This is a genomic window from Winkia sp. UMB3158 (genome assembly GCF_030217145.1).
In the GTDB taxonomy this organism is placed as follows: domain Bacteria; phylum Actinomycetota; class Actinomycetes; order Actinomycetales; family Actinomycetaceae; genus Winkia; species Winkia anitrata.
In genome coordinates this window covers 19,525-43,651 of sequence record NZ_JASONH010000005.1, presented here as the reverse complement: position 1 = coordinate 43,651, position 24,127 = coordinate 19,525, and the positions used below count along the sequence as shown (strand labels likewise).

Below are 24,127 nucleotides of genomic sequence, written 5' to 3'. Positions count from 1 at the left end.
CTATTCCTTAGTGTCCGAGATGATGCGGGCGCCCAGTATGTCCTCCACCGCGGCCAATCCCACCACCCCCGTGTCTTCAGCTTCAGGATCGTCCGGGCTCACATTGTCGTCAACGTTCTGAACCGGGGCTTCGGGTTGGGCACCCCTCGCCAGGGTCTCCTCGATAATTTCGCGGGCTCCCTGGTGGGTGGGGATAGGGTCCGGGTCAAACTGTGCTACTGGCGGAGTGGGCTGGCCAAATTCTTCGCTTCGCCCAGCCGGATGCTGCGCGTTTATTTTGTGCAGCGGCGTGACGTTCGAGGGCGTCTCCTGCGGCGGGGAAGGTGGGGTAGCAATCGGGCCCCACCCATCATCCGCGTCAGCGGCAGGGGATGAATCAGCATCTGCCCACCCAGGCTCTTGTGGCGCCACTGGCGGTTCAGCTACCTGGGGCCATCCTGGCTGGTCTTCCTGCGGGTCAGGGACCGAGTTGGCGGGTTGCGCAATGGGCCCCCACGAATCGTCCTCCGAATCATCTGCGGGCTCTTCCGGAACTTGCGCAGCGGCCTGCGGTTGAGAACCTCCATTCTGCCTGTGAACTGCATTTACATGCTGATTTTGGTTTTTCTCAGCAGACCCTTGCTTCGAACCTTGAGCGGGTTGGCGCCGCTGCGCCGGGGTGGGATTAGGGTCATCCGCACTGAGGGCAACAACCTGCAGTTTCACCCCTAATACCTGATACAGCGCATTCGAGAGCACCTGAGTGTGGGTACCCGAGTTGAATGCCTGAGCCATCCCCGGGCTCTGGTAGCGGATAGTCAACTGCCCATCCGTCACGGTCCCCAACTGGGCCTGAGTAAGGCGCCCCCAAGTGGAACGGGCATGGTTTTGCGCCAGAAATTCGGTTACCTCCTGCCACCTGTTACGGATCGTTTCCGACGTGGTCCCGTCAGAGGAGGCAGACGGCTGGTTGGCAGGCGCCGGAGAGTCTGGCACTTTCTGCGCCGGCGGCGCTTCGACGGACCGAGGGCGTTCCGATTTCACAGATTCTGGCCGAGCATGCACCTGCATGGTTGCCTCTTGCGAGGGCTGCGGCTTTTCTGGTTCACTCTGAGAATCTTGTCTTCCGGCAGGTTCGGGGCTGGCCGTCTGCGCCTGCTGCGGTTCACCCGCTTCCTCGGCTGGAGCTTGCAAGTTTGGCTGAGCAACCTGCTGTAGCGGCTTTTCTGACTGGGCGGGCGCTGCTGCCTCCCCGCGAGTAGCTGCCGACGATTCCGGCTGCGAGGCCCGGCTAGTCGCGGCCGACTGATTAGCCCCGCCACGCCTCTTAGACAGCATCTGTCTAATAGCTGCCGGCGAATCGGGTAGGTCAGGGTTGGCTACCGCGGTAGCCGCGCTAGGCGCTACCGCCACCGTCTGGGCAGGTAGCAGCAGCTTGGCGATCAACAGTTCCAGCTGCAAACGGGGGCTGATAGCACCCGACATAGCGGTGAGGGCCTCATTTGTCAGATCTGCCGCCCTAGACAAGTCAGCAGCTCCCATCACCTTCGCCTGGGTGAGCATCTGGTCGAGTTCGTCCTGAGGGATGCCCTGCAAGGCTTCGATGGCTCCCCCATTTGATACGGATATAACCAACAGGTCACGAAGGCGCTGCAACAGATCCTCTACGAAACGCCTGGGATCATGGCCGGATTCAATAATGCGTTCCACAATACGGAAAGCACCAGCCCCATCGCGGCCGGCAATCGCGTCAACCGTCTGCGCCAGCAGCGTAGAGTCAGTGTAGCCCAACAGGTGGACAGCCATTTCATAGCTGAGCACTTCGGTGTCACAGCCAGCCATCAGCTGATCAAGTACCCCCAACGTGTCGCGCACAGATCCACCGCCAGCGCGCATGACCAGGTTGAGCACCCCGCCCTCGGGAGAAATTCCTTCTTTAGCGCACATGTCCGCAAGAAAACCGCGCATGATTTCGGGAGGCACAAGGCGGAACGGGTAATGGTGGGTGCGCGATCGGATGGTAGAGATAACCTTCTCGGGTTCCGTGGTAGCAAAAATGAACTTGACGTGTTCGGGCGGCTCTTCCACCAGCTTCAGCAGCGCATTAAACCCAGCCGAGGTGACCATGTGCGCCTCGTCGAGGATGAAGATCTTGAACCTGTCGCGAACGGGAGCGAAAGCGGCACGCTCCCGCAGCTCACGCGCATCATCAACACCGTTGTGCGAGGCAGCATCGATCTCTACAACATCAAGCGAGCCCGGACCACCCGTAGCCAATTCGCGGCACGAATCACACTGGCCACACGGGGTGTCCGTAGGATACTGCGCGCAGTTCAAGCATCGTGCCAAAATGCGGGCGGAGGTAGTCTTACCGCAGCCGCGAGGGCCAGAGAAAAGGTATGCGTGGGTGACCTTTTGCGCCCGAAGGGCAGCCATAAGCGGCTTAGTCACGTGTTCTTGCCCGATCACCTGGTCAAAAGTGTCGGGACGGTAACGGCGATATAGGGCTGTGCTCACGCCTCTACTTTAGAGGGCGTCACCCACATTTGATACTTGGGGCGCCCAGAGCGAAAAATAAGGATCCCTCACGCACCCGGCAGAGCTACCCTATCCTTGCTGCCTTCCGGCCCTGGGGAGGTTCAGGTGATACCGTCACATGAGGGATCGGCTCCAGTGTACACGGCAGTAAGGCTGCTGTGGAACCAGAAGCAGCAACTACTGTCGTGACATGATGCATAGGTGGCGAAAAAGTGCTGCTAAGAACAAGATGTGGCACACCTCCCAGCTTTCTAGTTTTACTAGTCAGGCAGTTTTAAGTACACTTATTGAAGCGCGTTTGCGTATCTGGAGGATTCGCATAGTGGCCTAGTGCGCACGCTTGGAAAGCGTGTTGGGTGCAAGCCCTCGGGGGTTCGAATCCCCCATCCTCCGCTCTAGCCCCGGTATTCACTGAAATACCGGGGTTTTTCGTTGCCCTGATGCGGAAAATGCCGCTAAACCTATATTGGGGTTTTGGTTAGTTTTGGTCGGTTTTGGCTACTCTAGTGGCATACCGATGGCACGCAGAAAGGCACGACGATGGCCACTCGAAACTCTTGGGGATCGATCCGCAAACTCCCCTCAGGCCGCTACCAAGCCCGCTACACCCACGCCGGGCGATCTTACAAAGCCCCGATGACATTCGTGAAAAAACGCGTCGCTCAAGCCTGGCTTGCCAAAGAACAAGCCCGCCTAAACCAAGAAGCAGCAGGAATCGCCCAACCAGAAGAAGAACCAGCCTTGCTTAACGGGAGCAAAACCATCAAGCAGCTTTCCCACGCATACCTGCACTTCTGCGAAGAAAGAGGCCTCGCTCCAGCCACGCTCCGCGACTACCGCTCCTACATGACAAAACACATCAACCCCCCACTTGGAGATATTCGCTGCGACGAACTAACAGAAACGGCAATCAAACAGTGGGACACTTCTCACAACTGGCCTTCCCACTCTCGCCGTAAGAAAGCCATAGACCGGCTCAACGCCTTAATCGTCTACGGCGCTAAGAACGGCTATCTGCACCACCTAAAAGCTGACTTACCGACTCGGCGCACTAGGAACAAGCAACGGTGCACACGCACTCTTTCCCCTGCTGAGATTTCGCAGTTGCGCGAGCTCGTTCCGCCCGAGTATGCGGTAATGATTGACTTGGCGGCTTGGGGGGCGCTGCGCTTTAACGAGATTCAATGCTTGCGCCGCATGGACCTTGACTTGAGTAAAGGTGTTGTAAGGGTGCGACGGGGCATAAGCCGGGGCATTGGCGGTCAGCTTATTGAGGGGCTGCCAAAGACTGACGCGGCTCAACGTGACGTTACTCTTCCCGCTGAGTGTGCCAAGCGCGTCACAGAGCACATGCACACCTTTGTTAGCAAGGATAAGGACGCCTTAGTTGTGCACATGGCTGGTAAGCCGGGGGCTTTTCTCACTAATAAGTCAATGCATGCTTGGTATGACCGGGCCGTTACTCAGCTGGGGTATCCGGGCTATAGGTTTCACGACCTACGTCACACCGGGCTAACTCTTTACGGGCGGGCGGGAGCAACTCTCGCCGACCTTATGGCGCGTGCTGGCCATAGCGACGTTGGTGCGGTAATGATTTATCAGCATTCGGCGGTGGAGCGGGATAGGGCTCTTGCTGCGCGGATGGAGAAATTGGGAGAGTGAGCAATCAACCGTTATTTACCTCCACCATTTGCATTTATGTAAGTGGTGGGGGTATAATAGTAGTGTTCGAACAAAGGAGGTGAACATGGAACACATAGGGGAAATCCTAGCGGGGATCGGAACGCTACTAGGAGGGATCGCAGCCCTCATTGAAGCCCTCCGCCCCCCGAAGGACTAATCGAAAGGGGCCCGTTCAAAGCGGGCGGGCCCCGCACCCCTAATCGTTCCACAACAAAATGACAAAAACAATCCCCACCTGGGCAATAGCTATAGTCGCCGGATGTGTAGCAGTATTCGCCCCCCTACCAGGCCCGTGGAAACTCATCCTCGGCATCCTCGCCCTGACCACAGGGGCAGCATCCCTACTAGCAGCAATAAAACGGGACAAAAAATGACTACCGTATACCTATCCATGAACGGGGTAGCTAAAAGGCTAGGCATATCCCCCACCACGGTAAAAACCTACTACCGGGATAACCGCCTACCAGAACCAGACGCACAAATTGGGACCGACCGAGGCAAACGCATGGGCTGGCTCCCCGAAACCATCGATGCCTGGAATAAGAACCGGCCCGGACACGGAGGCCGCCCCCCAGCGGACACGTAAAGGGCCATTAAAACCGAAAAAAGGGGCACCCCAGCCAAACTCTGGCCAGGGTGCCCCCAAAAATGCTAGTGCTTATTGCACTTCTCGGTTCTTAGCTCAAGATTGCGCATGCGCGCGTGTAGATCCTCCGCAGCGATAGCCTGCTCCCGCCGATAATCCCCAACCTGATGCCCCAGGCTCTTCACCTGATCAAGTAGGAGATCGAATCTGCGATCTTGCTCCTTTTGCATGCGCTCAATACGATTCACCGCATCACGCAAGCTTGAGCCGTGGTTGGTCTCCAATTGCTCTCGGGTCTCGCAGGCGGCTTTCTCAATCTTCTTGTTGGAATGTTCGACGCGTTTGATTTTTACCACTCCCGCGATTGCTGTGATGAAAGCTGCGAACCCCCCGAACCCGCCAAGAGTGGCAAGAGCATCAATAAACCCGCTCAAAAGCTCACTCCTCCTTCCCCTCGCCGGTCTTGGTGGGGGCGCGGTGCCTACCAGCAGGCGGGGAAGTAATATCACGCACCCAATCCATCAAACCCGTGGGCTTTAGGACCGTGTAGGCTATCTGCCCAGCCCCCGCAACCACACCCAGATTCATAATCGCGAACTGGTAAAACGCCGGATACTTAATAAACACGAAGGTCGCCGCCGCGAGCGCCACGTACACCGCGAGCGCGACCAGGCGTTTAGTGTTTTGCGTCCAGTGCGCGCGAGTTATCACCGAGACTACGAATGTGCCCAGGATGCCCGCGAGTGCGGAAAAATCAATGGGGCTAATGTGCTGGAATAGCTGGTCCATTTTTTACCACATCCATCCTTTCGTGTTGAGGGCGTGTTGTATTGCTTGGGCGGTGTTTTCTCCGAGGTAGCCGTCTTGGGTCTGGTGGAGGTTGGCTTGCCAGGCGCGGATTGTGGTCGGGCCGAGGATGCCGTCCTGGGTTTGTTTTAGGCGGGCTTGTAGTTCGCGTATGGCCTGGGAGCCGTCATCGCCGTTGCCGAATTGGGCCGGGCAGGGGTCAGCTTCCATGATTGCCGGGTAGTATTCCTGTTTTTCCGCCACCTGGTCGGAGATCGTGCCGTCTTGCGGGGTGCGTAGGTGGGCTTGGATTTTCTTCCAAGATGCAACCCCTAGGATGCCGTCCTCGGCTAGTTTGCCGGGGGCGGGGGCTGGGTCTGCTTTCGGGGTTACCTTGGCAGGGGCCCCTCGGCGGATGTCTTCGGCGCGCGCGTCCAGCCAGGCGAGCTTGCCCGCATACGTGCCGGGGCAGGCAGTATTGTAGAAATCGTTATGCTTAGCTAGGGGGATGCGCCAGCCGTAATCGCGGCGAATATTCGCGATCAGCTGGGCGATAGTTTCAAGGTCTGCGCTGCTCATGCGCGGGTTACACTCGATGCCGATAGAACGCTTGTTGACGGAGTAGTCGCCGGCGTGCCAGGCTGTATCGGCGGCGTTTACGATCCACGCTACTCGGCCTGCTTCTGCTACGCAGTGGGCGGAGGTGCCAACCGCCGGGTTGCACAGGGTGCGTATTGCCCCCTCAAACCCGGGATTACGATCCGGACTATTCCACCAGTGAATAACAATCACATTTACTTGCGTGCCGCCCCTGCCAGGCGTGTAATTCGGTGAGTCATAGCAGGTTATATCTTGATATGCCATATGGGCTCCTCACATTCTTTGGGTTTTGGGTATAAAAAAGCCCACCCGAGCGGGGTGGGTATGTATTACAGCCAGTCTGTTAGGCCATTGTTATTGGGTAGGCGGTAGCTACCATGAAATTGAATCGGTCATTAGTGGTGAGTGTGGCATCCCCGCCACGCCAGCCGCCTTGTGGGCCGCACTTGATATTCGGGGCTTCCCCAGCCGGGACAACGGTTTGCAGGCTTACCGATACTGAGGACTCCTCGTCAGGGTCCCACCTGGCTGCTGCGAATGCCCCATTATGGCCCACAATCGCGAAATTCATTCGGCCTTTGGTACACCTGCCATATGCCCCGGCGGTGACAGCGACAAGCCGGTCATAGGGGCGGGCCGGTAGCTGTGTGGAGCAGGCCGCGTGGAACTGGTTCTCGTTGAGGTGCCCACTCCAACCGGTGGAGTATTTACGAGAATCGACTTCCACCTCATTTAGGGGCGAGAGTACCCATACCGTCCCATTCTTGCGCCCATCAGCACGATACAGAACCCCGTGGATATCGAAATATGCTGGCGTTGTTGCTGTAATGCTTACCCCATTGTCTGCTGCCGTGGTGAGTATTTGGCGGGCCTCAGCAACCGAATTGGCTGTGGTGATTATGCCTGCGGTATCGGCAAATTTTCTCCACGCGTCTAAGAGTGGTTCTGTCGCTGCCGGCAACGCTACTTTCTTCCAGTGCGAGTTACTCATTAGCGTCTCCATCTTTTAGGCCGTGTTTTTTTAGTGCGGATAGTTCGCGTTCTTTAGCTTCGATAGTTGCTTCTGCGAGTATTGCCCGCCGGGTCATGCGGGCAAGTTCTGCTTCGTATTTTTCAAGAAGAGTGTTTATATCAATCTGCTCACTCATTCGCGGCCTCCTCAGCTTCTCCTTCGTCTTCTTTTCCCCACAAAGCCGGGTTAGTGCCGGGCTCGGCAGTGTTGAAAGAGCATAGGCTCTTCCACCTGACCCCGTTATGGGTGACTACCTGCCCGACCGCGTAGGCGGTTTTTAACCCCGTCGGGGCCTGCCAGTTAGAGCCCGCCGGGGGCACTCCGGCTGCTTTCTGATACTCCGCCTGTAAAGCCTCAACGTTAGTGGGTAGGTATTCGATTATTTGCTGGCGGTTAAACTCCTCGCTGATCTCATCTCTAAGCCGGCTAACCTCAAAAAAGGAAAGCTCCCTAAGCTCACTAGTCGTAGGTACTCGCACGGTTCACTCCTTTACTGCTTGCGCATGGTGTCAATATTGGTGGGGATTGCCATAACCCGGATTGCATCCTGAGAGGGAACCACACCAGAGAAATTACGCACCGCAATATCAGCAAACGTGTTAGTCACCTTGTATGCGGATGCGACTACGTGCGCCCAATTCTCAGGGTTGCAAAAAATCATCGGTGGGGCCGGGTAAGGGGTGGGGAACGTCCACCGCACGGTCGCCACATCCCTAACTGCTGGTTTGCAATGGACGGTGCCGGTCTGGATCTGGATTTGCCGCATAAACGCGCCAACCTCGCCCGTATTATCAATACGCAGCTCAGGAGTACCAATACCCCAGGCAGATATCGCCACCCCACGATCATTTTTAGAATTGACCTGCTGCACGACAATCCCACCAGAATCAATCTTCAATTCTTGGGTGTACCTATCTAACAGGTCTTTCGAACCACCATGCCCTGGCGATCCCCCTCCAGGGCGGCCCTTATTAAACACCCGCTTATAGAGCGCAACCTTGCCAGTCTGTACGATTTGGTCAGGCAAAATCTTCGTACTGGAAGTGGTTTTCTCTTCCACGTGGAAAGTGTTAACCGCCGGATCAGAATAATCCGCATACACGTTTTGGAATGTTGGCTGCCTTGATGGATTATCTATGATTACCTGCCCGCCAATGATCTTTGAGCCTACGACTTCCGCGCCGGTGATCCTGCCCCCGGCGGTGAAATCTAACGCCACATCAATTGAACCAGCAAGAATATTATCTGCTTTCACCTTTACAAACTCCCCAAGCTTCGCACCCATTTTTTCCGTAACATTCAGCTTTTCCACATCCACGGCGTGAGCGGCAAGCTTCGAGGTAGTAATAGCCCCGCCCTCAATCAGGGTTGAACCCACCATCGGCGTTATCGAGATCCCAGCGATAGCCTGGTACGCCCACGTATCACTAGAGCTGTGATTCACATACAAGGCACCAAGGTGATACCCCCTGGCCGGGTTTACCCGGAAGCGGCACCCGATTTTGGTCCACTCCGTGGGGATCTCAAACCCGCCAATAAGATACTGGGGATTCCCATTACGCGAATCCGGGACACCTTCGAGCGGCCCGCCTTGAGTGACGTCGATAGCATGATTATCCTCGCTATCACGTAGCTCTAAGAACATGCGCGAGTCCCGAATGTCCGCCGATACCCAGGCAGTGAACGCGTACTCGCGCCCAGGCTCGAGGCGGATAGGGGTTCCCCCGTGCACCTGCTTTATAACGGCAGGCCTCGCATCCGCGTTTAAGTACCCCGAACAGGCAGGAGGGGCACCATCAGCAATAAAGCTAAGCTCCTTACTCCACGGGGCCTGCCCGCCCGTCAGATCACCATTTAGAACCAGGTTGCCACTCTCAGCAGAAATAATCCTACTGGCATACATTTCATTGCTGAATGCCTGATCCGCCACAAGCTTCTTAATTACCGCCCGGTCAAAACTGCCAGTGCCAGCCTTGAGCTTATCCACCGTCAAATCTGCGACTATTTCGGCCCCCACATCAGTTTTCACCCACGCGGTGCCGTCATGAACCCATTGCCCGATAATCTTGCCAATTAGGGATGAGTCGGTGTACTGCCACCACACGTCCCCCGCATGCCCGGCACCAGAGGGGGTAGTGGTTGACCGCGTAATCTTGCTTTTACCATCGGCAGCGGTTTGCGCGCGCGTGGCAGCCTCACTAGCAGAACCAGCAAGCTTCGCCGCGTTCTCCGCCTGCGAGGTGGCTTTATCGGCGGCAGTTTTCGCCGCCTTCGCATCCTGTAATGCTGATGTGGCATTGCTGCCAGCCTCGCCTGCGGTTTTCGCCGCAGCGCTAGCTTTAGAATCCGCCTCAGACGCAGCCTTCTTAGCCTCATCCGCTGCACTCTTTACATCATGCAAGCCGTCTTTCACGCCAGACAGCTTCATCTGGACCATACTGGCGATACTGCTTGCTACTTCTGCCTTACCGTTCGCGTCCTCGGCCGTCTGCTGTGCTTCAGCAACTTTCCCGCCCACGCTATCCGCCTTGGTTTTGGCCTCCTCCGCAAGCCGTTTAGCGTTATCAGCCTGCGACGTCGCCACGACAACCGACTTTTTTACCTCGTCTGTTGCGCCTAACGCTTTAGCAAGCTCACCATCAACGCGGGCCTTCTCCGCCTCAAACTGGGAGGCTACCCGGTTAGCGTTCTCAAATGCTACGTCGATACGGCCCTTAGCCTCATCTAGTTCTTTCGGGAGTCTAACCTGTAACTCATCGATCTGTTTTTTAGCCTCGCCCGCGCGTTTTGAAGCTTCTAACAGGGCCTGCCCTGCATACCCTGTGGGGACTGGGTCCGCGCCCTCTGGGAAGTCGTTAGCCCCACCAGCAAGGACCACACGCCCAGACGAGTCACGCACCAATGGTACTCGCGCACCAACTGCGGCAATTCCCCCATCTCCACGCACGCGCACTGGCGGATATCCCTCTGCCCCTTCAAACCGGACCGACAAAATCCCGTCAACGATTGATTCCACTCGACCGTATAAGGCAGCATCCGGGCGGGATAGCTGCCCCCGCACCCCGTCAGATGGGGACTTATCTAACCATAAAGACGGCTTCACCATGTAAATTCCTCCAAATCAACGCGCATGGGTTCTTCCCCGCCAAGTGGCAGAGAATAAGCAACTACGCGCCCAACAATTTCTTCCCCAGCTGGGGTTGATATCCCGATCACGTCTCCAGCTTCAAGGCGAGGGTCTGGAACGATGCCTAGAGATCTCTTTTTCAATGCGCCCATAGACTCACGCATTGCCTTATTCGCTGCCGCCTGAACATCCTTATAGGCTTCGGGGGCAGAGATTTCTTCCCGCTGGGTGATAACCCCGTAATCTTTATCGAATGGGAACCCTGCGCGGTCTGCCCATGCGACCCATTCTTCTTTGTCTTTCTTCCCTACTGCGAGGAACCTATTGGGGCGGCGGGCAAAACCGGTAGCAGGAGCTTCTACCAGTAGGTCTTTGCCGGTGTAGTAGGCTGCGGGTTTCAGCCCCGCGTTATCAGGCTTCCACACATGTAGGCAGCCGTCCGCTTTGACCCCGTATTCGACTCCCTGAGAGGCCGCAAGGTCTCGTATTGCCTCCGTCCGAGACGTTCCCCATTGTGAGCCACGCTGAATAATCGGGTCCCGGTACAGGTCCGATTTCACTGGCAGGCGCAAAGTTGCCAGCCGTTGCATCTCAGAGATCAGCGTCGCCCCCTCAGGTGGGGATGAAGGCCACACCATCGGGTCACACTCGGGGATCTGCATCAAATCTAGGGCTTCAACCGTGAAAGTGTCCCCTGAAACTGGCCCCCATGATTCATGGATAAACTGACCGAGCGGAGTCTCATAGACCCTACCTCCAGTCTCAAACGAAATCGTTACCTCGGAGCGCTGCCCATAATTATTGGCTGGGGCCAGGGGGTGAGCGGGGGCCCACGAGGCCGGCAGATCATAGGTAAGCCTGCCGGGGACAACACGATCTGACGCATACTCTAGTCGCGCGTTAGAGGCCGGCAGATTTTCCGCAAGAGTTTGCCGGCCCCTAGTTACACGTACTTGCACCCCCACCTTGACCGGTCCTAAAAGGTCCTTCAGGGATGGGCCCGGCCTCATGATAGGCCCCCAATCGTCTCAGCAAGCTCAACGTAAGAAGAGTTTTCCCACGAGTCTTCTGCGCGCACCCAGTCTCCCCAGGTGAGGAAAATCTGTTTAGATGCTGCGGATTCTGGAAGGCGCGTGTACTGCATGTTCCAGGCTCGGTGCGCCGCATCTATTCGCGCCGTCCTAGACTCGGTAATGTCCCCGGTTGGGACGATAAGGCGAGTAGCTGGGACATCGCAGCTAGGGATCCGGCACACGCTATGGTCATGCAGCAAAAAGAACGGCTCCTGTCTTGCTACCAGTTCCCTCACGCGTCCCGTTGCTTCCGGCCCAGCACTGAATTGCAGGGTTCCCGTGCTGCGAGGCGGGAAACTGTATCTAACTACTGGTGCGGCCCGATTCGCCGGGCGATATACGGCTGCCCCACAATCCCACCCGGTGTCATCGCCGTTAGTGATCCTGACTGGCACGGGGCCCCGGCCTTGCGCATCAGAAAGGAGGTAGGCGGCCCCAATCCCTGGGCGCGTAAGTAGCTCACTCCAGTTATCTTCCGCCGTTTGCACGTGGTACTCGGTCGGTTTACCAACGGGCGCTGCGGGATCAGAAATGATCGTAGGCCCCACTCCCTTATCGATCAGTACGCGCTGCCTGTAAAGCCGGTAAGGGCCAGCGTCTATCATGAATGAGGGCAGCCCCGAGTGGGCAGCAATAAATCCTTTAAGTGTCATTTTGCCTCTCTAACCTGTCTTTCACATTGCCGAAGAAGCTATGATCCTGCGGTCCACGGCCTCTTCGATGTGCGCGTTAAAACGGGTGCCATCGTCTAGGACAAGCGCGAGAGATTGGCCCGCTAGTGACACGCTGACCTCGTGCGCAACCCGTGAGGCCATTGCGCCACCAGATGTGATAAGTGGCCGTGGCGCATAAGGCAGTGCTGGGGTTCCCCCTTCGGCGAAGCCCCGCTCGCGCAGCAGGTCTCGGATCTGCCCAGTGTGCATCATGTGCCTTAGCGCGAATATCGCGCCATGCCCACCAGCTGCGGTTACTTCCGCCGCCGTAATAACATGCTCATTATTTGATAGGCGTGCCGGGATAGAGTCAGATGTTCCCGTCCCTAGCCCCCATACTGGGCCGCCAGAGGCAAACCCCAACATACCAGCTACAGAGCGCACAACGTTAGCAACCACGGTGATTGTTTTTACTGAGGGGATCGAGCTGAGTATCCCCCATACCGGCCCTGTGAAGTGGTCGGTAGCGTTCACGCTAATCCACGAGCTGAGACGGTCACCGTAGCCCTTTGCCGAGTTCATGCTCCCAATCGCGGGTCTACCGTTAGCGTCCAGGGTCATTACTGGCCTACGCGATGACCCGTCAGCCTCAGTCGCATTTATAACCCCCAATGCGGGGCCCGCCATAGCGCCTAAAAGCATAATCGGGTTCCGTGAAGAGCCGTCTGCCTGGGTTGAGTTGAATACCCCAATTGCCCCGCTTGGGTCTGCCCCAAGTTTCATAGCTGGCGATAGTCCCTCTGCCATTTGTGCGGTCTCGCCGGCAGCAATCCTAGCCGGGTCTGTTAGCATCTCCAGCGTCATCTGCGGCTTTTTTGCTGTTGTGTAGTTTGCCGCCTCGTCTGCTTTAGCTTTCGCCTTGTCAGTCGTTGCGTCAATATCTAGTTTCACATCTAAAGCCTGGGCAGCTTGCTGCAAAGTCATACCCTTATTGATCACGGCATCTGAGAACGCGACTGCCGCGAGTTCGCCTTTTTGTGCCATCACCTGCTGGACAGCAGCTGTAAACGAGGAGTCATCCATAGCCTCCGCGAAAACCTGTGAGGACTGCTTACCTTTCGCCCCCATGAGGTTATTGAATTGTGCCCACTGGGCCTCATCGTTAACCCCATCGGTTAGATCTTTCGCAATCTGCGCACCGGTAGCCCCCATATCGAGTAGCTGGGAGAAAGCCTCCGGGGAGAGCTTTTGCTTTAGAACTGCCATGGAGGCCTGCCAGGTCTTCATGGACTCAATCTGTTCTTCAAGTTTTGAGGCGAAGTCCTCAAACCCGCCACTACCACTCTGGGCGGCCTCTCCCACATTAATAAAGGATTCAGAGGCCCCCTGCAGCTTCTGGCGTAACTGTTCACCCGCGTCCCCTGCGGTGAGCGCATGCCCACCCCACCGGGATAAAGCTTCACCCGCCGCGTTAGCCGCGTCAGCAGCTTTCAGCTGTGCCTGCCCATTCTTATCAGTCTCAAGAGTGAGCTCGCCAACTGCGAGCTTAGCAAGCTGATCCTGACTAAGAGATAGGCCTGCCGCCTGGGCCTTATCCCGGAGCGCTTGAGCATACTCAGGCATCAGTTTCAAGTGATCTCTGATTGCTTTGCTGGTCCCTCCGGCAGCGTCGGTCATCAGCCTAAACTGCGCCTGGGCTTTGTTCAGGGGGAGCCCTGCCAGGGCTTTGCCATACTCTTTTAGCTCGTCAGCAACTTTAAGAGCGGGGTCCAGCGAAACTCCTGGGGCTTTAGCCACGAGTCTCTCGTAGGTTTCGCTCCATGAACCGGTTAGGCGGGATGCCTCACTAACCATTTTGGAGTATTGCTTTACGCTTTTTGCGCCTGCGGCTGCCCCAATTTTTATACCAAGGAAATTCTCCCCGGTATCTTTGAGAAGCTTCGGCACATCTGACGCCTTCTTAATTTCTAAAATGGCGTTAGTGTATTGCTTTATTCCCTTAGAAGGTGGATCCTCAAGCCACTGTTGGGCGGCTTTAAGTGCCGTAAGTGCGGCCCCCGCAACTGCTACTACCGCCCCAATCTTACTGACGGCAGATATTAGGCCGCCTGCTTTGGCTTTCGCGCCTGCTGATACCACGCCGAGGCTTTCCAGGGCGGTAATGGTCTCTAAAACAGCCGGAGTTAGCTTCAAAAACCCTCCAGTCAGTAGGGCAGATACGCCTACCACGCCTGTAAGTGTTGCGGCAGCGGTCTGGACTGGTTTAGGCAGGGAGGCAAACCCTTTAGCGACTCCTGCCACCCCATCAGCTAAATTACCCACTACAGGTAGCAGACTATCCCCGGTGCTAATGGCAGCATCTTTAATCTGATTCCACGCCATTTTCGACCGGGCCCCGACCGTCTCATACCTGCGCGCGACTTCCTCCGCGAGTGCTTTGTTCTCGTCAAAAGCGCTTTGCCCGTCGCGCATGGCTTTGGAGAATACGTCGGAAGCGGAGGCGGCGCGGCGTAGAGCATCGCCTACGCGTAGGTCGGTTAGGCCTAGTTGTTCGAGTACTGGTTGCATTGAGCCGCCAGCAGCTTCTATTCCGTTTAGGCCTTTGATGAATGCGCCGATTGCGCTACCGGCGTCACGTTTGAAGGCCTGCTGGAATTGTTTGCCGGTCATTCCTGCTACTCGCGCGAAGGTTTCTAGTTGTGGGCCGCCGGTGTCTACGGCGTTTCGCATGGTGGTGATTACGCGAGAGAATGCTGATCCGCCGGCTTCTGCCTCTACACCGACAGATGAGAGGGCCGCAGCCAGGCCTAGGGTTTGTCCTTCGGACAGGCCAATTTGGTGGCCTGCGCCGGCTAGGCGCATTCCCATTGCGGCGATTTCGGATTCTGTTGTGGCGTAGTTGTTGCCGAGGTGGACGATTGATGAGCCTAGGTTGGAGACTTTATCTTGGCTGGTGCCCATGATGTTCATGAACCTGGTTAGGGTCATGGCGGCGTCTTGGGCTGACAGGTTGGTTGCTTCGCCAAGGTCAACCATTGTCTTGGTGAATCCGACAATGTTTTCTTTGGATACGCCTAGCTGGCCTGCGGCTTCTGCTACTGCTGCGATTTCTCCGTGGGAGGCAGATACTTGCCCGGTCATGGCCCGTAGCCCGGATTCTATTCTTGCTAGGTCTGCAGGAGTACCGTCTACGGTTTTGCGGACTCCCGCGAAGGCGGATTCCCAGTCGACTGCGGCTTTTATCGAGCCCGCGAGCGCGCCTGTGGTGACTAGGCCGAACTTGGTTAGGGCTGAGCCGGCTTTTTCCCATTCGCCTCTTTGTAGTTGTGCGGATTGTGCTAGGCGGCCCATCCTGGTTGTGGCTACAGTACCGGTTTTGTCTGCGGCTTTTACGACTGCTTCTAGGCTGGAGGAGGCGTTCTTCATTTGGGCGGTGAAGTCTGCGACGTTTGCCCTAAGAGTTACTTTGATACTGCGGTCAGCCAAAGGGGGCCTCCTATTGTTTTGTTATTTCTAGGGTTGGGACCATGCCTGGGGTGGGCTTGGTTTTTTCAGTGTCTGCCTGGAAGCGGTCTTTTGTTTCGCAGGCGATGCAGAATGTTTGTTTGACCTCGAACCAGCCGTCCATGTCGTCGTCGTGGGCGAGGCGTGTGGGGTAGCCGCACCCGGTGCAGATTCTGGTTTTTTCAAAGACGGAGTGGGCCTGGGCGAGCATGGTATCTTCCCATGCCCACCCGGCCTGTGGTGGGTTCACTCCTGCCATTACTAGCGGTGGGATATGCCATTCTTTTGCGGTGCGTAACAGCTGGAGTATCCCGGCGTTTTTGTTGGTGTCGAGGGCGTCTACTAAAAAGGGATTTTTACCTCCACGGCCCCTTGGTTTGCTGATACTACTGTGGCCGCGATTAGGGAGGCTTGCTGGGGGGATATTTCGTTTAGTTTGCGCAGCTGGTCAACTCCAAACCCGGTGGGGGATTCGATCTGCTGGGCGATCTGGTGTAAACCCACTTCGTCTGGGTCGGTGATGCCTTCTTCTTTTAATGCTTGAGCGTTGCGTTTTATGCGAGTTTGGGACCATGCTCGCACCACGATGTCGAGGGCGGAGGCTTCGACCTCGCTTTTGAGCTTTAGGAACTGTTCGCGCAGGGGGGTTGCCTCCTGTCCGGCTCGTTCGGCTATCCTGATTTTTTCTGCTAGTAGGTCCAGCTGGGATAGTAGGTCGGCGCGGGCATAGATTGTGCAGGCTCGCTTTGTGGGGGCGAGGCCTTCCATCCAGGCGGTAAGGTCAAAGGTTTCCGGGGTGGGCTGGGCGGTTTCGTAGGTGCGTACGCCTTCGGGCAGTGTTGTCATGGTGGCCTCCAAAGTTTATGTAAGAGCGGTTTTGGATGGTGGCCTAATTATTTTGGGGCCGCCCCCTGGGGCGGGTAGGGCCTGGCCACCAGATGCTCCTACCCGCCCCACTACCGGCTGAAAGCAGTGTTTGGGGGCGGCAAAAGTAAACCGCCGAGGGGGATTACCCTGCGGCGGCTACAACCTTCACATTCTCGTAGGCATTTTGTACGCCCAGCGGGATAGTTCTCTTGATGTAGCCGGTCCGGTCAGAGGGCTTCTGCGGGGTGTCGGTTACGACCTCATAAATGTCTATCTCGTCGCCTACCTCGTAGTCCTTGTCGTATTCGGGGCCTTCGCGTTCTACCAGCCAAAGCGTGGTGCCTTTAGTGCGGAGGGCCTCCCAAACGGTGGCTTCATCAGCTAGGGTTTTCCCGTGTTCATCTTTGAGGATGAATGGTGAGACAGACCCTTCATAGTTTGAAGCGCCGAACACTGTTGCGTTCGAGGCCGTGCATAGGGCAGGCTCGTTGATCGTTTCGGAAGCGGTCGCGCCGAGCTTGTAATCAGATTTGAGTACCTGGCAGGACCCTTCCAGGCCCTTCTTTAGCTCGTCTACGGTGGGAGCACGCAGGTCTTTTGGCTTCTGGGTTAGAACAGTCAGTTTAATGCGCCCATCAGCTAGGGTTTTAGGCATTGTATTCTCCTTCAGTATTTTCGGTTGGAAGTATTTCTGGCTGGCTTTCAACAGGGTTCATATCTGCTGGGGGAATAGATCTTGTGTTGGGTTTGTTTCGGACCCAATCAGGGCCTAAAAGTGGGTGCCCAACAAAATGAGCGGGAACCTTATAGGGAACCCGCTCGCCTGTGTTCTTGTCGTATACGGTTACTAATTTGTCCATTAGCACCTCCTTATTGGTGTGGCCATTATGTGGGCTTCTATTACCAGGTAGGCGGGGTGCGTGTTCGTGTCGCTAATAGTCACGGTGCGGTCCACGGTTACGCCTAACACTGGGCGAACATCTATCGGGAAAGTGCGCCACCCGGCCAGGGGGAGGACGTGCCCTTGTAGGAGTGCTTCGCATTTTTCTGCCGAATCCAAAGCATTTATTGGCGTGGCATCGGCAATAGTTATGCGCACCCACTCGTCTAGATCGCGCATCTTGCCGGCTAGATCCTCCGAGGGCTTCTCCCCTACCCCAGCAGTGATTACTATGTACGGGTAGTCCGCAGAGGTCAGGACAGGTTTTCTCATATCTGCCACATAACAGGGCAGCCCCTCCCCGGTTAAGAGTTTGCGCAGCTCAAGTATTGCCTGTTTCATGTGAGCATCCTTTCGGCGAACTCCCCAAGCGCGTCAGCAAACCCTGGGGCCTCCGCCTCTAACGCGCCCATCGGGTCCGGAACTGTCCCCCCGCCCCTGCTAGTACCGAAGTAGGCAATATTAGCTAGGGAACCTGGCGCGCCTTTAGTAGGCCCAATATCTACCTTGAACTCGCCTCCACCAAACCCCGCGAAGGAGCCCTCATCAAAGCTAATCGCAGGTGCAAAACCGCGAAAGTGCGTTGACTCCTCAGCTTCTTTCACAAGCTGATTCTTGACATTCACCGCACCCTTGCGCAGCACCGGGACCACATGGCGGGCCAGGCGCGAATCCACTTGCCGTAAATCCGCCGCGAGCGCGCGCACCTCGGACGTGTCAATGCTGATAATGCCCATCAGATTACGACCTCATCCACTAGTAGCCTGATTGCGGTCTGGTAGGTTTTTTCGTGTAGGCCAGCTACGCGAAATTCTCTACCAGTTACAGTTACCTTGTCCCCTACTTCAAATGGTCCCGCCCCGTAGGGGACGTGCACTGAGTAGCGTTGTACTACTGCTGTGTGCCCGGCGGTGTTTGGGGTTTGCTCATAAGGCTCGTAGGTTTGCACCTTGCACTTGCCCTCGTAAACGGTGGTTTCACTAATATGCTCGCGCCCGTCTGGGCCGATGGTAGGTTCCCCCGTCCTGGTTATGCGGCAGTTGTCGACCATGAGTTTTTCTGCGGCGCGCCTACCAGAACGCACTGCCATTGAAACTGTCATGGTTTACCTCTCTTCCTGTTCCTCGCCCGGCTCGCCTCACATATGTGGGGCTTGTTGGGGTTATGGAGAATGCGCCGCCGATCGTGTTGTCGTCAGGGGTTAGCATTGCCCATTCCAGGTCTGTGATAGTTATTTCTGCTGCCGCTGAGTCTGCGCTAAGCGTGTAGGAGTAGTCGTCTATGCGTTCGGTGCGTTTGCCCTCAGGGTTTAGGGCCCGTCTTGCTACTGCCTGAGAGATAACGTATTCGACGGCTTCCGCGTCCAGTCCTTCTAAGGGGCCGAGGCGTCTTTTGATTAGGAGCTCTGCGCCTTTAATCCAAAAGTTCACCTGGGCGATTTCGTCTGGGTCGGCGATTTTTCGGCCTAATGCTTCTCCCACGCTGGTTATGGTTGCGCCCACGCCTACCTCCTTGCCGTCAGGCTGGTTTGTATCCGCCTGCTAGTAGTCGGTCTGCTAATGCTTCTGCCACGGTCACTTTCGCCCCGGAGGGGGACGCGAGGTCAACTAGGCCGTCCTCGCGTCCCCGTGCCGGTTTAGCCGCAGTGCTTTTACGCGCGGCCACTATGCTGCCTCGCCGGTTGCAGCATTGAATTTGACGAAATGATCGGCGGATTCGAGGACGAATCCGTACTCGGCTTCAGCCAGAATCGCTACGAGGTTGTGCTCGAATAGGGAGACGAGCTTGTCCCCTATTGTGACTGCGGCCTCGGTAGAAATCCTGTAGTTGATGCCGCCAACTACGCCCCAGGCGGCCTTAGACCAGTTCCCCAGGAACCCTTCGACCGGTCCGTTTCCAATGCCCTCAGCGAGAACAGTCGTGCGCCCAAGCAGGGAGCCGTGGGCTACCGCAGACGCGGTCTCGGTTGCCTCCCCAGGCACGAACAGCGGTCTCCCGGTCTGATCTAGCTGCCCCAGGAAAGTGGTTTCCATACCGGTATCAAAAGCGAACCCGGTTGCCCTCTTCTTGTCCTTTAGGAGCAGGTCAAGGCCGGTAACAAGATCCCCATAAACGCCTTTCTTTGACGTCCCTAGGGTGACTGCCTTGGTTGTTTTAGCAACGTAATCGTCAAAGGGCCCAGTACCTGTACCATCGCCACCGGTGTTATACAGTGCGGCGTTGTCGAATGCCCGCCCGAATGCTTCCGCGAGTGCGGGCCGTAGCTGGGTGACGTAGTTGCCGGGGTTGGCGCGTACGACTTCTGCGGAAACTACTGCGATAGCGGTTAGTTTCTTTGGGGTCATGGTGCGCAGTGCGAGCCCCATGTTAGTGGTTTGTTTCTGCCCGCCTTCACTGGTCCAGTTTGCTACCGGTTTTGAGGTGACTACGGGGATTTCCTGCCCGGAAATGCCCAGCGGGATCTGCCTTGCTAGGGACTGTACCGCTGATACGCGGGCGGCCTCGTCGAATATTGGTGCGGATTCTTCGGGTTTGATGAAGCCGGAAAAATCGGTGGTTTTGGTTGCTGCTGTGATAGCCATTTTTGTCCTTTCCCCAAATGATTTGGAGGGTAGGTTCGGTTTTTATTCGGATAGTGTTACGCCAACGGCTTTTGCCAGCGCGGCGGTTAGCTGTGGCGAGTTGAGTGCCGGGCCGGATGCTCCGGGGGCTTTGCCTTGGGTTAGGTCAGGGCGTGGGCCTGGGGTTTTGGGTTCAGGCTCGGCTTTGTTGGCAGACAGGTGACCCATGAGGGTCTTGGCTGACTCGGCGAGTTCTTCGGCAGTTTCTCCTTGCAGGTAGCCGATTAGATCGGCGGGCACTCCTTGCTCGTACGCGACGTTCATGCGGGCGAGCTGGGCGGAGGTGGTTTTGCCCTGCTTGGTTGCTTCTGCGAGTTTGTCTTCTAGATCATTGGTGGTGGCGTCTAGTTTTTCGGTCAGTTCTTGTACCTGGCGTTCTGCCTGTTTGCGGGCATCGCGCTCCGCTTTGAGGGCTTTCACGCCGCCTTCTCCGAGGGGTTCCTCGGTTTTTTCGGGCTCGGTTTTGGTGGTGTTTGTTTCTGCCATTTTGTTTTTCTCCAAATCGCTCGGAAAGAAACCCGCCACCCGTCGCGGGTGCGGGTATAAAAGAACCCACCAGACCGGTGTGGTCTAGTGGGTAAAACTAGAATTATGTGGTGTGGGCTTAGGCCTTTTTCTTGATTTCTTTCATCAGATCAATTGTCTGCCGCATTATGTCGTCGATTCCGTCAGCGTCTGGGTCATCCAAAGGGGGAATAAGCTTATCGAGTTTCGCTAATAGAGCGTCACTGTAGGTAAAACCGACCTCTTTAGCCTTCCACATTCCCGCATCCCAGGCTGGTTTGAATGGGCCGTCGGCCATTATCACATAGCCGTACCTGCTTTCCCATTCCTCGTCAGTAAACTGGGTGCGAACTTCATCGCAGGCTTCCCAGAAAGCATCTTCATACTCACTCATTCCACCCTCCTGAAACCTTCCCAGTCCACTGGCCCGTTCCACGGTTTAATTATACTTTTCTTTGTCGTAACCATGTATACCCCATCACCCGTTACGGGGAAAGCATGTGGTCGTTGGCGTCTGCCTTTGCGTTTGATGTTGATTGTTACTTCCATCAAAACGCCTTTGTATTCGGCCCGAAGATCATACATACCTTCTCCAGACGAGTTTTCCGTGATCCACTCGGGATAGTTTTGGGTGTAATTAATCGCGTCTAAAGCGTCCTCGACTGTCCACTCGGACGGGTAATGAGTTTTGCCTACTCCCGCATCCTCGTCTAGATGACCCCCTTTCCCCCGCGAACTCCCGTAGAGGCTGACTTTCATGTTTTCTTCTGTCGCCGGGTTAAGCCGTCGCGCTATCTCCTCGTATTCTGACCGTGGCATAGGCTCTACGTCAGACGTGTGGATTTCGGCTTCGCGCCGCCACCGTGGCATATCAGCACTACTCGACACCCGTTTTGGGCCACTAGGCGGCTTAGCTCCTCCCCTCCCGCTAGCAGCAGGAGTCGGGGATTTCTTCCCTACTGTTTTTCTGCCTAATCGGGTGGTAGGTAGATACTGGTCGGGCCTGCGCGCTACCTCTTTGGAAAGGATTCCGCCTGGGCGCATCGCGGCCATAAGCTCAGCCCTATACGTTGATTCGACTGAGGCAGCAATCTGCGCGGTTAGGGGCTCATCTGTGCCACCAATTTTGGCCCCACCCCTGCGCTCTACCGCCGCAGTAGTCCACGGGTTACGCCCGACCAGTACTTCCTTATAATCGCGTTCTGCAACGTAGAGGCGGCGTTCTGCCGCAGTCATCGTATAAACGTTATTCGGGTCGCGCCAGCCGCGTTGGCGAGCTTCTAATACGGCCTGCGTGGAGGCTTTTGCACGCCCACCTTTACCGTATTGGCCAAACCCCTCACGTGCCCCACGGAGCACCCCAACGGGGTTTTGCCCACCCGGGAGAATATACCCGTGCTCGCGAAGCAGCCTTTGAGCTTGCCCCCTATCTCCTTTCGCCCATTTGTAGATGAGCTCGGGGGTTGCCCTACGCTGGCCACGTTTTAGTATTCCTGCTGCGTGCCCGCGTGTGCTCATACCTTCGGTGGTGAACATCCCGGTTTTGGTCCTACCGCGCCGGGAATTCACTACCTGGAATATATCCGCGCCATCTCTTACTGCCTGCGCGCCCGCTTTAGACAAGAGACGGTTCTGCTCGACAAGAGGCAGGGAACGAAAATATGCGTACGGGTCAGCGATGTAGCCTTCTTTAATAGCCGCAGCTTTACGCGACTGCCTCGCTGGGATGTGTACGCACCCGCAATTAGGGTGTCTGAGAAACCCGGTGTTCCACCTGTAGAAGCGGCCCGCGAGGATAGCGCAACGCGCGCAAGCCCCAGGGCTTACCATGCGCACATACCCGACCCCGGGGCGGGCAGTAATATCTACCGAGGCGGCAGAGCGCGCCACATCCGCAATCAAAGTGAGTAGAAGCATGTCTAGCTGGCGTCTGCCCATTTGGAGGGCCTGCCCTGCGCTTGCCCCATTCCCTATCGCAGTTTTAGCCGTGATAACCGGGGACTGTAGTAGGCCTTCTAGGGAGCGCCCGTCAGATGCAATACCAACAAACCCGTAGGGGTTTACGAACCCTGTTGGCGCTTCGTAGTCTCCTTGGCCTGCCAGCGCTGCCGCCCCATAGGATGCGCCTTCTGCGGCGGCGTCATATTGCAAAACCGATATGGCATTTACCAAAGTGGGCAGGTTTAGGCCCCAGGACTGGCTAATGTAGTCGGGGTTGGTTTTGCCCCACTGGTGGCGTCCTATAGCCGCAGCTTTTACCTGCAAGTTTGCGACTTTGCGGTAATGGTCTTCGGTAGCATTCACGATTAGGCACCGCCATTCTCACCGCTCTTACTTACAAGTTCTCCCACGAGGTCGTCGGCTGCTTCCTGTTCTAAATATTCGCGCTCGCGCTCCTTGCGGGCCTCGGAGAAACCGAGCTCATCCCACGCCCCCTCACGGCTAATTAGGGGTTTACCCCCGGCAAGCTTTTGTAGTGCGTCTGCACGCTGGGAGAAGGTTGGGGTAGCTGGGTCATACCACTCGACAGCAATACGCGACCCATCAACTTTTTCTCCGGTGCGGATCTGCTCGTACAGGCCCATAACCTGGCCCAGGGCATTACCGACTTCCCGGTTATGGCGTTCGACCATTTTCACTAACTGGGATTCCTCAGCACGGATAGCCCCCTCAGCAGGAGGGTTAGTAGTAGTTAGACCAAAATATTTAGCCGGGAAACCAGTAACCGATGCTGCGAGCTTGCCGTAGAATTGGACCGTCTCAGTGAAATTCTTCAGATCCGCCGCATCCAACTGGCCTAATTTCGCGTCCTTATTCGAGGTCGCCCACACCGCATTGAAATATGCCTCCCACTTCGGCAGAATCTTCCCGCCCTTATCCATAAAATCAGCAGGTTTAACCCCTGTAGCCCAACGCTTAGGCACCGCTAGTGCTTCGGCTGCGACTTGTAGGTTGGTTAGGGTGCGTGCGGCTGCGTCTGCTAGGGGGATTACGTCGCTCATTTCGGAGCGCCCGTATTGGGTGGTGGTGCGTCGCCGGTTGATTATTGGTACTACGGGGACGCGGCCGAGGTTGTGTTCGTCTGCGTCTTGTACGTGCCATATTCCTTTTTGGCGTGCGCACCAGAGGGTTTTGTCTGGTAGGTAGATGGTTGCTGCCCTGGGGGTGCCGTCTGTGTAGTCGTATACGCGTACTGCTGCGGCTACTGCGCGGCGGCGGCGGTCCATGATTACGCACATTTCGCGCGGTGATTCCACCTGGATTATGGGCAGTGCGCCTGCTTCTTCGTTGGCTCCGACAGATATGAAAGAGCGCCCTAGGATTAGTCGATCTCGGTTGGATAGGCATAGGTCGGAGTCCATGTTGTTGGCGTCCCAGCCTTCTTGCAGGTTTTTTGAGGCGGTTTCTTCTCCTGGCATGAACAAGGAGCGCACGTCTTGGCGGTGTTCGATGGTGTCTACTACTACGCGCGGCCAGTTTACGCATAGTTCGAATTTGCGCATTTGGGGGGCTACGGCCAGGCCGAGGAACTCGATGCGTTGCAGGCCGTCGTAGTAGGCGAGGAGTTCTTCATCTTTTGCCCACTGTAGGGCTAGTTGCTCGATGCCTTTTTGCAGGTAGGCTTCTTCGGTGGTTGTGAGCCTCAAGATTTGC

General features: G+C 56.4%; 27 protein-coding genes, 1 tRNA gene and 1 other RNA gene. 4 read left to right on the top strand and 25 right to left on the bottom strand.

Translation table 11 applies throughout. The annotated features are described in order from the left end of the window. Entirely contained in the window at window positions 1-2,496 is a 2,496-nt protein-coding gene (locus QP400_RS06645) for a DNA polymerase III subunit gamma and tau (protein WP_004806704.1), read from the bottom strand. A gap of 56 nt (window positions 2,497-2,552) precedes the next feature. Beyond that, window positions 2,553-2,648, bottom strand: an RNA gene (ffs, locus tag QP400_RS06640) — signal recognition particle sRNA small type. 177 nt (window positions 2,649-2,825) lie between these two features. Between ffs and QP400_RS06635 the strand changes: the two genes are divergently transcribed. The 4 genes from QP400_RS06635 (at window position 2,826) to QP400_RS06620 (ending at window position 4,786) form a co-directional block, all read left to right on the top strand. After that, a tRNA-Ser gene (locus tag QP400_RS06635) sits at window positions 2,826-2,910 on the top strand. Between the two features lie 147 nt (window positions 2,911-3,057). Further along, window positions 3,058-4,179, top strand: a complete 1,122-nt coding sequence (locus QP400_RS06630; RefSeq protein WP_060797627.1) for a tyrosine-type recombinase/integrase — start codon at window positions 3,058-3,060, stop codon at window positions 4,177-4,179. Window positions 4,180-4,415: 236 nt separating this feature from the next. Continuing rightward, window positions 4,416-4,574 carry a hypothetical protein gene (locus QP400_RS06625; protein ID WP_156422587.1) on the top strand — a complete coding sequence of 53 codons (159 nt, stop codon included), beginning with the start codon at window positions 4,416-4,418 and terminating at the stop codon, window positions 4,572-4,574. Then, the gene (locus QP400_RS06620) at window positions 4,571-4,786 is read left to right on the top strand and encodes a helix-turn-helix transcriptional regulator (RefSeq protein ID WP_048707777.1); all 216 of its coding nucleotides are present in this window, start codon (window positions 4,571-4,573) and stop codon (window positions 4,784-4,786) included. The genes QP400_RS06625 and QP400_RS06620 overlap by 4 nt, the downstream gene beginning before the upstream one ends. 65 nt (window positions 4,787-4,851) lie before the next feature. On the opposite strand, the gene QP400_RS06615 is transcribed toward QP400_RS06620, so the two are convergent. The 23 genes from QP400_RS06615 to QP400_RS06505 form a co-directional block, all read right to left on the bottom strand. Further along, window positions 4,852-5,220, bottom strand: a complete 369-nt coding sequence (locus QP400_RS06615) for a hypothetical protein (protein ID WP_004808309.1) — start codon at window positions 5,218-5,220, stop codon at window positions 4,852-4,854. 4 nt (window positions 5,221-5,224) lie between these two features. Next, entirely contained in the window at window positions 5,225-5,575 is a 351-nt protein-coding gene (locus QP400_RS06610; protein WP_004808307.1) for a hypothetical protein, read from the bottom strand. 3 nt (window positions 5,576-5,578) lie between these two features. Further along, window positions 5,579-6,436, bottom strand: a complete 858-nt coding sequence (locus QP400_RS06605) for a peptidoglycan recognition protein family protein (RefSeq protein ID WP_004808305.1) — start codon at window positions 6,434-6,436, stop codon at window positions 5,579-5,581. Window positions 6,437-6,515: 79 nt separating this feature from the next. Beyond that, window positions 6,516-7,163 carry a hypothetical protein gene (locus QP400_RS06600; RefSeq protein WP_004808304.1) on the bottom strand — a complete coding sequence of 216 codons (648 nt, stop codon included), beginning with the start codon at window positions 7,161-7,163 and terminating at the stop codon, window positions 6,516-6,518. Beyond that, window positions 7,156-7,320: a hypothetical protein gene (locus tag QP400_RS06595; protein WP_004808301.1), complete on the bottom strand. Its 165-nt coding sequence runs from the start codon at window positions 7,318-7,320 to the stop codon at window positions 7,156-7,158. Before QP400_RS06595 ends, QP400_RS06600 begins: the two co-directional genes overlap by 8 nt. After that, entirely contained in the window at window positions 7,313-7,663 is a 351-nt protein-coding gene (locus QP400_RS06590) for a carbohydrate-binding protein (RefSeq protein ID WP_004808300.1), read from the bottom strand. The genes QP400_RS06595 and QP400_RS06590 overlap by 8 nt, the downstream gene beginning before the upstream one ends. A gap of 11 nt (window positions 7,664-7,674) precedes the next feature. Further along, complete coding sequence (locus QP400_RS06585) at window positions 7,675-10,290, bottom strand: hypothetical protein (RefSeq protein WP_004808299.1); 2,616 nt, start codon at window positions 10,288-10,290, stop codon at window positions 7,675-7,677. Further along, window positions 10,284-11,321, bottom strand: coding sequence for a hypothetical protein (locus QP400_RS06580; protein ID WP_004808296.1), 1,038 nt, complete (start codon window positions 11,319-11,321; stop codon window positions 10,284-10,286). Before QP400_RS06580 ends, QP400_RS06585 begins: the two co-directional genes overlap by 7 nt. Further along, window positions 11,318-12,037 (bottom strand): hypothetical protein, encoded by a 720-nt coding sequence (locus QP400_RS06575; protein WP_004808294.1) that lies wholly within the window; start codon window positions 12,035-12,037, stop codon window positions 11,318-11,320. The genes QP400_RS06580 and QP400_RS06575 overlap by 4 nt, the downstream gene beginning before the upstream one ends. A 21-nt stretch (window positions 12,038-12,058) precedes the next feature. Continuing rightward, complete coding sequence (locus QP400_RS06570) at window positions 12,059-15,523, bottom strand: phage tail tape measure protein (RefSeq protein WP_053086196.1); 3,465 nt, start codon at window positions 15,521-15,523, stop codon at window positions 12,059-12,061. 10 nt (window positions 15,524-15,533) lie between these two features. Continuing rightward, a complete protein-coding gene (locus QP400_RS06565; protein WP_004808490.1) occupies window positions 15,534-15,800 on the bottom strand; it encodes a hypothetical protein in 267 nt (88 codons plus the stop codon). Between the two features lie 83 nt (window positions 15,801-15,883). Beyond that, on the bottom strand, window positions 15,884-16,387 hold the full coding sequence (locus QP400_RS06560) for a hypothetical protein (protein WP_004808489.1): 504 nt from the start codon (window positions 16,385-16,387) through the stop codon (window positions 15,884-15,886). 163 nt (window positions 16,388-16,550) lie between these two features. Next, complete coding sequence (locus QP400_RS06555) at window positions 16,551-17,063, bottom strand: phage tail tube protein (protein WP_004808487.1); 513 nt, start codon at window positions 17,061-17,063, stop codon at window positions 16,551-16,553. Between the two features lie 204 nt (window positions 17,064-17,267). After that, window positions 17,268-17,690 carry a hypothetical protein gene (locus QP400_RS06550; RefSeq protein ID WP_004808483.1) on the bottom strand — a complete coding sequence of 141 codons (423 nt, stop codon included), beginning with the start codon at window positions 17,688-17,690 and terminating at the stop codon, window positions 17,268-17,270. Next, window positions 17,687-18,085, bottom strand: coding sequence for a hypothetical protein (locus tag QP400_RS06545; RefSeq protein ID WP_004808481.1), 399 nt, complete (start codon window positions 18,083-18,085; stop codon window positions 17,687-17,689). Before QP400_RS06545 ends, QP400_RS06550 begins: the two co-directional genes overlap by 4 nt. Then, on the bottom strand, window positions 18,085-18,450 hold the full coding sequence (locus tag QP400_RS06540; protein WP_141739523.1) for a DUF6093 family protein: 366 nt from the start codon (window positions 18,448-18,450) through the stop codon (window positions 18,085-18,087). The genes QP400_RS06545 and QP400_RS06540 overlap by 1 nt, the downstream gene beginning before the upstream one ends. After that, window positions 18,419-18,850, bottom strand: a complete 432-nt coding sequence (locus QP400_RS06535) for a hypothetical protein (RefSeq protein ID WP_004808477.1) — start codon at window positions 18,848-18,850, stop codon at window positions 18,419-18,421. The genes QP400_RS06540 and QP400_RS06535 overlap by 32 nt, the downstream gene beginning before the upstream one ends. A 16-nt stretch (window positions 18,851-18,866) precedes the next feature. After that, window positions 18,867-19,013: a hypothetical protein gene (locus QP400_RS06530; protein WP_004808474.1), complete on the bottom strand. Its 147-nt coding sequence runs from the start codon at window positions 19,011-19,013 to the stop codon at window positions 18,867-18,869. Then, on the bottom strand, window positions 19,013-19,930 hold the full coding sequence (locus tag QP400_RS06525) for a phage major capsid protein (protein ID WP_004808473.1): 918 nt from the start codon (window positions 19,928-19,930) through the stop codon (window positions 19,013-19,015). Before QP400_RS06525 ends, QP400_RS06530 begins: the two co-directional genes overlap by 1 nt. Before the next feature lie 42 nt (window positions 19,931-19,972). Further along, window positions 19,973-20,455, bottom strand: a complete 483-nt coding sequence (locus QP400_RS06520) for a hypothetical protein (protein ID WP_004808471.1) — start codon at window positions 20,453-20,455, stop codon at window positions 19,973-19,975. A 118-nt stretch (window positions 20,456-20,573) separates the two neighbouring features. Further along, entirely contained in the window at window positions 20,574-20,867 is a 294-nt protein-coding gene (locus tag QP400_RS06515) for a hypothetical protein (protein ID WP_004808469.1), read from the bottom strand. After that, complete coding sequence (locus QP400_RS06510; protein ID WP_004808468.1) at window positions 20,864-22,777, bottom strand: hypothetical protein; 1,914 nt, start codon at window positions 22,775-22,777, stop codon at window positions 20,864-20,866. Before QP400_RS06510 ends, QP400_RS06515 begins: the two co-directional genes overlap by 4 nt. 2 nt (window positions 22,778-22,779) lie before the next feature. Beyond that, window positions 22,780-24,120 (bottom strand): phage portal protein, encoded by a 1,341-nt coding sequence (locus tag QP400_RS06505; RefSeq protein ID WP_004808466.1) that lies wholly within the window; start codon window positions 24,118-24,120, stop codon window positions 22,780-22,782. Window positions 24,121-24,127 lie beyond the last annotated feature (7 nt).

Bases quoted from the DNA above. Each gene is read 5' to 3' on its own strand.
- QP400_RS06515 (WP_004808469.1), bottom strand. From the start codon at position 20,867: ATGAGTGAGTATGAAGATGCTTTCTGGGAAGCCTGCGATGAAGTTCGC.
- QP400_RS06525 (WP_004808473.1), bottom strand. From the start codon at position 19,930: ATGGCTATCACAGCAGCAACCAAAACCACCGATTTTTCCGGCTTCATC.
- QP400_RS06630 (WP_060797627.1), top strand. From the start codon at position 3,058: ATGGCCACTCGAAACTCTTGGGGATCGATCCGCAAACTCCCCTCAGGC.
- QP400_RS06600 (WP_004808304.1), bottom strand. From the start codon at position 7,163: ATGAGTAACTCGCACTGGAAGAAAGTAGCGTTGCCGGCAGCGACAGAA.
- QP400_RS06610 (WP_004808307.1), bottom strand. From the start codon at position 5,575: ATGGACCAGCTATTCCAGCACATTAGCCCCATTGATTTTTCCGCACTC.
- QP400_RS06595 (WP_004808301.1), bottom strand. From the start codon at position 7,320: ATGAGTGAGCAGATTGATATAAACACTCTTCTTGAAAAATACGAAGCA.
- QP400_RS06625 (WP_156422587.1), top strand. From the start codon at position 4,416: ATGACAAAAACAATCCCCACCTGGGCAATAGCTATAGTCGCCGGATGT.
- QP400_RS06580 (WP_004808296.1), bottom strand. From the start codon at position 11,321: ATGAGGCCGGGCCCATCCCTGAAGGACCTTTTAGGACCGGTCAAGGTG.
- QP400_RS06565 (WP_004808490.1), bottom strand. From the start codon at position 15,800: ATGGCAGGAGTGAACCCACCACAGGCCGGGTGGGCATGGGAAGATACC.
- QP400_RS06575 (WP_004808294.1), bottom strand. From the start codon at position 12,037: ATGACACTTAAAGGATTTATTGCTGCCCACTCGGGGCTGCCCTCATTC.
- QP400_RS06620 (WP_048707777.1), top strand. From the start codon at position 4,571: ATGACTACCGTATACCTATCCATGAACGGGGTAGCTAAAAGGCTAGGC.
- QP400_RS06550 (WP_004808483.1), bottom strand. From the start codon at position 17,690: ATGAAACAGGCAATACTTGAGCTGCGCAAACTCTTAACCGGGGAGGGG.
- QP400_RS06605 (WP_004808305.1), bottom strand. From the start codon at position 6,436: ATGGCATATCAAGATATAACCTGCTATGACTCACCGAATTACACGCCT.
- QP400_RS06560 (WP_004808489.1), bottom strand. From the start codon at position 16,387: ATGACAACACTGCCCGAAGGCGTACGCACCTACGAAACCGCCCAGCCC.
- QP400_RS06520 (WP_004808471.1), bottom strand. From the start codon at position 20,455: ATGGCAGAAACAAACACCACCAAAACCGAGCCCGAAAAAACCGAGGAA.
- QP400_RS06545 (WP_004808481.1), bottom strand. From the start codon at position 18,085: ATGGGCATTATCAGCATTGACACGTCCGAGGTGCGCGCGCTCGCGGCG.
- QP400_RS06555 (WP_004808487.1), bottom strand. From the start codon at position 17,063: ATGCCTAAAACCCTAGCTGATGGGCGCATTAAACTGACTGTTCTAACC.
- QP400_RS06585 (WP_004808299.1), bottom strand. From the start codon at position 10,290: ATGGTGAAGCCGTCTTTATGGTTAGATAAGTCCCCATCTGACGGGGTG.
- QP400_RS06540 (WP_141739523.1), bottom strand. From the start codon at position 18,450: ATGACAGTTTCAATGGCAGTGCGTTCTGGTAGGCGCGCCGCAGAAAAA.